The 8,126-nt window shown below is 64.3% G+C and carries 7 protein-coding genes and 1 pseudogene; all 8 read right to left on the bottom strand.

Features of this window, described 5'->3' with window-relative positions:
• A partial coding sequence (locus ABZ318_RS38025) for a DUF6519 domain-containing protein (protein ID WP_356906992.1) occupies positions 1 to 605 on the bottom strand: 605 nt, incomplete at its 3' end.
• 275 nt (positions 606 to 880) lie between these two features.
• Positions 881 to 2,377 (bottom strand): IPT/TIG domain-containing protein, encoded by a 1,497-nt coding sequence (locus ABZ318_RS38020; protein ID WP_356906991.1) that lies wholly within the window; start codon positions 2,375 to 2,377, stop codon positions 881 to 883.
• 30 nt (positions 2,378 to 2,407) lie between these two features.
• Positions 2,408 to 4,456 (bottom strand): hypothetical protein, encoded by a 2,049-nt coding sequence (locus ABZ318_RS38015; RefSeq protein ID WP_356906990.1) that lies wholly within the window; start codon positions 4,454 to 4,456, stop codon positions 2,408 to 2,410.
• Between the two features lies 1 nt (position 4,457).
• On the bottom strand, positions 4,458 to 6,044 hold the full coding sequence (locus ABZ318_RS38010; protein ID WP_356906989.1) for a baseplate J/gp47 family protein: 1,587 nt from the start codon (positions 6,042 to 6,044) through the stop codon (positions 4,458 to 4,460).
• A 95-nt stretch (positions 6,045 to 6,139) separates the two neighbouring features.
• The gene (locus ABZ318_RS38005) at positions 6,140 to 6,502 is read right to left on the bottom strand and encodes a GPW/gp25 family protein (RefSeq protein WP_356906988.1); all 363 of its coding nucleotides are present in this window, start codon (positions 6,500 to 6,502) and stop codon (positions 6,140 to 6,142) included.
• A gap of 43 nt (positions 6,503 to 6,545) precedes the next feature.
• Positions 6,546 to 7,034 (bottom strand): hypothetical protein, encoded by a 489-nt coding sequence (locus ABZ318_RS38000; RefSeq protein ID WP_356906987.1) that lies wholly within the window; start codon positions 7,032 to 7,034, stop codon positions 6,546 to 6,548.
• Between the two features lie 10 nt (positions 7,035 to 7,044).
• Positions 7,045 to 7,788, bottom strand: a complete 744-nt coding sequence (locus ABZ318_RS37995; protein ID WP_356906986.1) for a phage baseplate assembly protein V — start codon at positions 7,786 to 7,788, stop codon at positions 7,045 to 7,047.
• A pseudogene (locus ABZ318_RS37990) lies at positions 7,788 to 8,126 on the bottom strand (hypothetical protein); the annotation flags it as partial. The pseudogene ABZ318_RS37990 and the gene ABZ318_RS37995, both read right to left, overlap by 1 nt.

Genomic DNA, 8,126 nt, shown 5'->3' with positions numbered 1-8,126 from the left:
TATGCGTGCGACGGGTCGAAGTCGGCGTCTCCGAGGCGGGGCAGCGCGTCGCCGGCCCGGGTCCGGACGACCCATTCGCGTTTGTACCGGGCGCAGCTTTCGGTACCCAGCCCGGGGTGGATCAGCTGCGGATCCTCCGCCGGGGTGACCAGGCGTTCCCACACGTCCAGGTAGACCAGAATCTGGGGCTTGGCAATCGACTCGAGTTTCCCGATCAGCGGCACGTTCAGCCGGGCAGCCAGTTCGGCGGCAGGTGTCCCATGGCTCTCGTGCAGGGGCTGGGCGGTGTACTGCAGGTCGTGCTCGATCATCACGTCCAGGCCCTGGACCAGGCACCGTCCGATCCGGTGAAGTGCGTCCGGGGCCCCCTCGGCCCCGGCCCGGATCTTGAAATCGTTCGGCAGACCGGTGCCGACGATCCGGAAGCCGTCGTTACCCTCCGGCACGCCGTCTCCCACGAACCACTTGAGGAACGCGCGCAGCTCAAACTTCTGGATGTCCTCCCGCTCGTTGACATCAGCGTCCACAATCGGGACGCCTTGCTGCAGCCGGACTCTGACAAAACGGCGCAGCGGGTCGAAGGTATCGGCCGAGATCACGGCCACGGTGGCCTCCCTGCTGTTCACAAAACGAGCCGGATAATGCGTCTGAGGATGTTGAGAGAATTACTGGGGATGGCCGGACAGATCACGTAGTCGGTCACAACGCTCTCCCCGCGGGGCTGCCGGCAAGACCGCACTCGCGCAGTATTCCGTCCGTATGGCGGGAGGCTGGCCAGCCTGGCTGGCCAAGACCGAAAGCGGCCACGGTCTGCAGTTTGTCGGTTGCGACGGCGAAATGGGTTCGACTTGATGAGTTTGGTCTGGCTAGGGAGGGAGGCTTACTCTGTCGCCACCGTGAAGTTAGTGGTGCTGGTGACGCTGCCTCCGGCGGTCACGATCCGAATTTTGAGCGGTCCTGGCTCCAGACCCTCTGGCACCTTCGCGGCGAACTGGGTTGCAGACGGCGCCCCTTCGATGTTGTCAGCCTTTTTGGAACCGAAGAACACCCGCAGCGAGCCGGTGTCGAAGTTGGTTCCGTTGAAGGTGATGAGGTCCCCGGCCCTGCCTGTCTTCGGAGTGAATGGCGGCATCGTGAAGGTCGGTTCGGGAACTGTCTGCTCGACTGTGAACTGGTCGTCGCTGGTTACGGATCTGTCCCCGATCTTTAGGGTGATCTGCACCTGCCGGGTCGCGCTGTCGAGCGGCACCAGCCCATGGGGCACTGCCGCCTGGATCAGGGAGTCCGACTGCAGTGTGACCTCGGTGGAGGCCACCTCACCGAAGAGCACTTGTGGCGTTCCATCGGTGTCGAAATTGAAGCCGTAGATGTCGACCGGGCTCTCTGGGGTTCCGTGATCGGGGCTGAACTGCCCTCCGGGGGCGGCGAACACCGGGTCTGCCGACACGGTGAACCGGCTCGTGCTGACCGCCGTGCCCACCGTGTTGAGTACGGTGAGCAGCACGAGGGCGTCAGTGGGGCCAGTGGTCAGGCCAGCAGGCACCTGGGCCACAATCTGGTTAAGTGCCCCTGTTCCTACAACATCCGCTTTTGTCTTGCCGAAGTACACCTGGGTTCCTTCCAGGTGGAAATTTCTGCCGTTGAGCATGACTGGCTGATTGACCACGCCACTTTTCGGTTCAAACTGAGGGCGATCGCTCGCGAACCGTGGAGCCAGAAGCCGTTCGAGCTCGCTCAGCCGAATCTCCATGTCGGTCATTGTCAGTCGGCGCTGCCGCTTGTCTGCAATGAAACTCTGTTGGATCCTGTCGCTGCCTGCCGGACGGGTCAGGAGTGCCAATAGATGGTGTCTGTGTCCCTTCGCCAGTGGGGGCGGAACTTCCTCAGAGCCTTCGTGTACCCGCACGACGCATACCGGCTTGATCCGCACCGAGGTCTGGATTCCGATGTCAAGGCTATTCAACAGAGCAGGGTCTGTTGTCCAGTCGACTTCCACGAGCTCGGCGTCTAGGTAGACGCAATCAGTCCGGTTCGTCGTCGGCGTGGTGAGGCTGTTGAGCTTTTGACTGCTGTAGGTGATCATCTCCGGGATGGTGTATTCGACCCCGTCCACTAGGCAGGTGCCTGCCATGATGGCGAAGTCGTTCTGACCCTGGTCATCCGGCAGTGCGCAGATGGCGAAACCGTCGTCCCCGTTGGCGTTCCCATTGCCGATGTACCGGGTGAACACCTCACGCGCTGTGGCTGCCACCAGATCCTGCAGGAGGTTCAGGTCACGGTCCAGGATCGGCACGCCCTGCTCGATGTGAATGCCCACATATCCTTGTTCTCGGCTCTTCCGTAGCAGTTCGAGCGGCGATTGGGAATAGTCCGGCATGATCTTCTCCTCGTGCCCGTGTGGCCGCTGCTATTCCATGATGAACACCGGCCGTGTGGTAACCGGCGTGAACTCGCGCACCACACCGGCCAGTCGCGTTACGGATGCCCTGATCTGCTCTTGGCTGTCGGTGCCCGGGCTCAGGAACAGTCCGATGGTGTCCCGCGCCGCGATGCGATGGGCATCGGTGCGTATGCCACCTGTTCCCGTGCTGTGGGTGTAGGTCTGGAAGTCCCCGAAGGTGCCATACAGATGCCGTTTGGCCAGGGCACGGGTGTCGACTGTGGTGGTTCCGGCGTAGCGGTGGTCGACGGTATGTGTGGCGCCGAACATTACACTGGGATACTTCGGGCTTTCGTTCGAGCGATAAAGGAGCAGGGTCTGGCCATCGATGGTGACGGCCAGAGGGGCACGGCAGGTGTAAGGGCCGGAGACAACCGACTCAGCGGCACCCCAGACGCCGGTACCCACTGTGACGGTGCTGTGGTAGACGGACCAGCCGCCGTCTCGGGTGGAACTCCAGAACAGCTCGATGTCGACTGCGCCGTCGGTGCTATTGGCCGACAGCAGCGCGGCGGGCTGCCTGTCATGGTGTTTGTCGGTGTCTCTGGGAAGCCGCAGGAGGGGTGACCAGTCGTCGCTGGCAGGGTCAAGCCCCTGCTTGGTGCGATAGACCACGTGCCACCTGGTCTGGCCTGGGCCTTCGCCCGCCTCCTGCTGGGCCCAGAACAGCCACAGCCGCGGGGTGCCGGCCTCCGGATGAAACAGGACGAACAGATCCTCCTCGGCCCGGGCTTCGCTGTCATCGTCCAGCGGCACAGTTCCCGGCACCGCGAGCTGCCAGGCGGCGCCATCATGCCTGTTGTACCGCAGTCGCTGGGCACCGTCGGCGTCCTCTAACCAGAACAGCCAGACTCCTCCGGCATCGTCCGCCACCGCTGCCGGCATTCGGCGGTTGTGTTTCCGGTCCCCGAACACCTCCGGCTTGGCCCACACGGCACCGTTGCGGCGGGTGTACCAGATCCGCCACCTGCGGTCCGGTGCCGGCTCGGCCGAGTCGTAGCCCTGCCAGAACAGCCATAGCCGGTTGCCCTGCGGCGCGGCTGCGGGGTTCCGGTCGAGACAGGGACGGTCGACCACCGGTACGCTGGGCTGCCACTGCCCGTCCGCATAACGCTTGGCCCAGATGTCCCAGCTGTGTCCGCGCCGGGTGTGGTAAATGAACAGCACCGACCCGTCCGGCTCGCGGACCGCCGCAGGCCTCCCGTCGTAGGCGTAGTTCACCGAGGTGAGGGCCGGTTCCGTCCAGGCTTCTGCCGAATCCCGTACGGCTGACCACAGATTCAGCAGCTCTGGCCGGTTGGTCTGTGCCACATTGTGCACGAACTCCTTGGTACGGTTGGTCCACCCAGTGACCCGGGTCGCCATGGCGTCCAGGGCTGGTGCCCCACCAATGCCCTGATAGATCCGTGGAGCGGCGCGGATCTCGTTGCGCTGAGCGTCCAGGGATAGACGGTGGTCAGTGTGCCAGCCGATCCACTGGGCCAACAGCGGCAGAAGCCGTCCGTCGACGCGCTCCGGGTTAGCGAAGGAGAGCACGGCGCGCGCGCAGCTGTACAGCCGGTCGAGCTCGCTCCCCGGCAGGTCAAGAAAGCGGCGCAGCTGCCCTTGGTCCCGGTGAGCGGACGCTACAGTTCCCGGGCGCGCAGTGGTCTCTGCGTCGTAGCGGCGGGCGATCTCCGGGAGCATCGAGTAGAGCAGGTCTGCGAAGCCGTATGGGGAGATGGCCATCGCGATGGTCCGGTTGTGGGCGTCCAGGTGATACTGCGGCGGGTCGCCGGTGAAGGGGAACAGGGAGTAGTAGTACACGGTCTCACCTTTGAGTAGGTGGTCCTGGACGCTGGTGAGCCCGACTTCCTGCGCCACACATACGCCCTCGTCGGGGTGGGCCGGGTAGCTGCGCTCACCGCGCATGACGCGCACACCAAACGATTTGGCCAGGTTCACCGGGTAGTGCCAGGCGAGGTCGATCCGATTGCCGTAGTGGTGGGCGGTGGCGGTGATGTCCAACAACCGCATGTCACTGCCTCCCCAGTTCGTCGGTCTCGGCCTTGAGGCCGGCGGCGTACTCGGGGCTGGCCGGGATGATGGGCACCTCGTGGGGACCCAGCTCAATGGTTCCTAGCGGCTCGATGAGCGGCAGCATCGGGTCGGCACGAGGGTCGGCGCGTCGGAACTCGGTGATTCTGAGAGAAACTACGCCCGGTACATTCTGGATGTGTTCATAGAATCGACTCAGGTAGATCTTCTCGCCGAAGTCGACCCGGTCGAAGGCAAGTAGCTCGGCCCCGGCCTGTCGCACCCGGGCCAGTACGTCCGCAGGAGCGTAGAAGCTCTCAACGGTCACCAGGGCGGTCACTCGAATCTCCACATACTTCACATCGGAGATTTGGATGATCTGGCTGAGCATCCGCTTGTCCTCGAAGAACGCGATGAGGCCGGCCTCCAGGACATCGCTGACGCTGCCGCCGCCCACCGGAGCCACATAGAGGGTCACGTGGTTCCAGCCGGTCGGCGCGGCGCGGACCTTGCCGACTCCGCCGAAGCTCAGTGCGAGTGTCTCGTAGTCGCCAGCAGTTACAGCTCGACGCATCGAGCGGAACACTGACGGTGCCTGGCGGACAGCCTGGGCGATACTCTCTCGGTCAGCGCCACCGGTTGCCGGGCCGGGATTGAAAACTTCGGCGCCGAGCGTGGCCAAGGCCGGGGAGCTGACCACATTGTTGATCGTCTCGGGCGGAACGTTGCCTGCCTGGCCGCCACCCACCCGGTAGCTGGCCCGGATTTGCGCCCCGCTGGGCGGCACGCTGCCGAAAACGCCGTCCCCGAAGACGACGACCGCGCGGTCCTCCGCGTCGATCTCGACGACATAGTCCTGCTGGTTGAACTGGCTGAAGGCCAGACTGTCCCGCCGGGTCCACGCCGATACCTGCCCCGCCGAGTTGGTCACCACCCGTAGGTCGTTCACGGACTGCGCACCCGGTCCCGGCGGCCGCAGAATCAGGCGCGGGTGGGTCAACGGGAAGCGCTGATTAGGGGAACCGTTGGACACCCCCACCAGTTCGTCCCGGATTGATCGGCCCTCCTGGACCGGGATGCCGCAGCCGGCCGCCCCGAAGACCTTGCGCCGGGTGACCGGGTCCGGCTGGAGCGCTCCGAAGTTGATGGTCAGCGGAGCCGCGCCCAGGTACTCGAAGCGGACACTGGGCCGGTCGGGGTGGCTGCTGGTGGCAAAGGCGTCACCGGAGAAGACGGTGACCACATCGGTCACCGTGGCCGGCACGCTCACGGCCAGGTCGGCGGCGGACGGTGCGGCCGAGGCCAGCTCGTACCCGATCAGCCGAAGGTGTTCGATGACGCTGCGCCGCGTGCGCGCGGTCGCGAGAAAGCTCTCGTTGGCGACCCGGTCCTGGTAGTAGCTCAGGATGTCACCCATATGGGCGAACAGCTGCAGCAGGACGTTACCGAAGTCGGCCTCATTCGTGAAGTCCCGCCACTCTGACAGCGTTTGCGGGATCCGAGCGCGCATGGCCTGCAGCAGGCTCTCATAATCACGGGCCATATAGTCGATGAACGGCCGTCCGTCCACCTCGCCGATTTCCACCATCACCTTGTTTCTGTTCGAGGGTTCCGCACCTACGCCCGCAACGGGGACTGGGTGCGCAGACGCACCAGGACGTGACGAGCCAGGCAACGCATCAGTCAGCGAAACGTGACCCGTACGGTCCGCCGGGTGAAGTCACGACGGCGTATGTAGCCGACCTCCACTGTCATCGCCTCGCCGGCGGTCTGTACCTCAACGTCCTCCACGACCAGCTCGTCGCCAAGCCACTTACCTAGGGCCTGGCCGACGGTGAACTCGACCGCCGCGGCCAGGATCGTGTTATTGGGTTCGAAGACGAGGTTAAGGAGCCCACAGCCGAAGTCGGGCTGGTTGAGCCGCTCCCCCGGCGCGGTGAAGAGCACGTGGATGATTTTCCCGCGCAGCTGATGGTCTTCGTCCGGCTCGGGTGCGATGGAACCCGAAGCATTGACACCGAACGGGAAACCGAATCCGCCGGCCACGCTGTCATTACCTCCCTTGCTCTGATCACTTGCGCGATGCCGCTCATACCGAGCAGGTCACAAGACTCTGGCCCTTCGCGGTCACCTTTGAGCCCGCTTGCGCGCCGACGCCGCTGCAGGTGTCCATGGGGTCGTTGTCCAGCAGCACCTTGACGCCGTTGACGGTCAGTACCGCGCTGCCGGCCGCAGCGTTGGGAGAGCCACCGCCCAAAGGGGCGTCCGTGATGATGACTTTGCTCCTATCAAGCAAGGGAGGAGATGCCGGAAGAAAGTTGTGCCCGCTCAACCCCGCGTGCTTGCCGGAGGGTGCCTTGTCCTCGCCCGGGTCGAGGGTGCTCCGGCTGGTCACCAGCGCCACGGGCCGTCCGTCGATCGTCAGGAAATCGCTGACGGCATCCGTGATGGTGCCGTGGTAGTCGAAGTCAGCTGTTCCGAAGTAGGTGGTGAGTGGAGTCGTCAGGACAGGGCCGGTCACGTTGTGGGTGTCCGTGCCCAGTACCGGGTCACCCTGGACGATCACTCGCCTGTCCATGGAGCGCCCCTCACCCTTTGGTGAGGTTGATGCCATCTGCGATGATCGTTACGTTCTGGCCCGAAGCGTCGATCGTAAAAGACACCGCGGAGGTGAGGGTCATACCCGAGCCGGCCATCCTGATCGCGCTGCCATTGCTGTCCTTCATCTCAACACCGTTCCTGCTGAGCCGCAGCGTGTTGCCGTTGTTCTCCTCCACCTCGATGCCGTCCCCGCTGAGCCGAATGGTGTTACGTCGCTTATCGGTAATGGTGACCCCCTTCCCGTCCATCCTCACCAGGTGTCCCTGAACGCCTTCACGGACGAGCACGGCCTCCTTGCCGTCCGCATCCTCGAACTGGATCGTGTGGCCTTTGGCGGTCTTGATGATCTTCCGGATCGGCGGATCCTGCACCTCGGTGGTCTCACTCCCGTCATCTGACTGAGGTCTGGGCAGCTGAGTCTCAGCGTCCGGACTGGTCCAGAACGTGCCGACCCAGATCGGGAACTCCAGATCACCCTCCTCGAACTCGACCCACACGCTGGCATTCCGCTCCGGTACGAAAAGGAAGCCCTGGTCCGCGGCACCGCCAAAGGGAAGGCAGGGCGTGGCCCATCCGGTGACCACGTCCGGACCCAGCAGACTCGGCACGCGGAGCCTGAGCCTGCCCAGCCTGGCCGGGTCCTTGTGGTCGACCACAATCCCGCGGTACTTGCCGTAGTAGCGGCGCTCGATTTGTTCCGTCAAGTCGGCCACGACCCGTTCCAGCGTCATTATCGGCCTCCGATCGTCCGGGAAAGCAGCCCGTCGTCCCCACCCGCGAAGTCCTCGTCGCCCTTGGGCATCAGCGCGTTGCGTTTCACCCAGAAGTGCTGGACATAGCCGTCCGCCGTGAACCGATGGGTGACGTGGGTGACGTAGTAGATGCCGCTGTAGGTCTCTCCGACGCCCTTGATCAGGACCGTGCTGCGCGGCAGGAGGACTGTGCCGTACTTGTTCGCTGCAGCCTGGCCTTCCCCCGTCACAAACCACTGGCCCCGGTCGAAATGCCCCTGGCAGACAGTGGACATCTCGGCGGCGCCGGTGGTCACCGTTCTAGCGACCCGGACCAT

The sequence above is a fragment of the Streptomyces sp. NPDC006197 genome (assembly GCF_040613865.1).
In the GTDB taxonomy this organism is placed as follows: domain Bacteria; phylum Actinomycetota; class Actinomycetes; order Streptomycetales; family Streptomycetaceae; genus Streptomyces.
The sequence above is the reverse complement of the archived record's forward strand: the minus strand, read 5'-3'. Positions and strand labels throughout refer to the sequence as shown.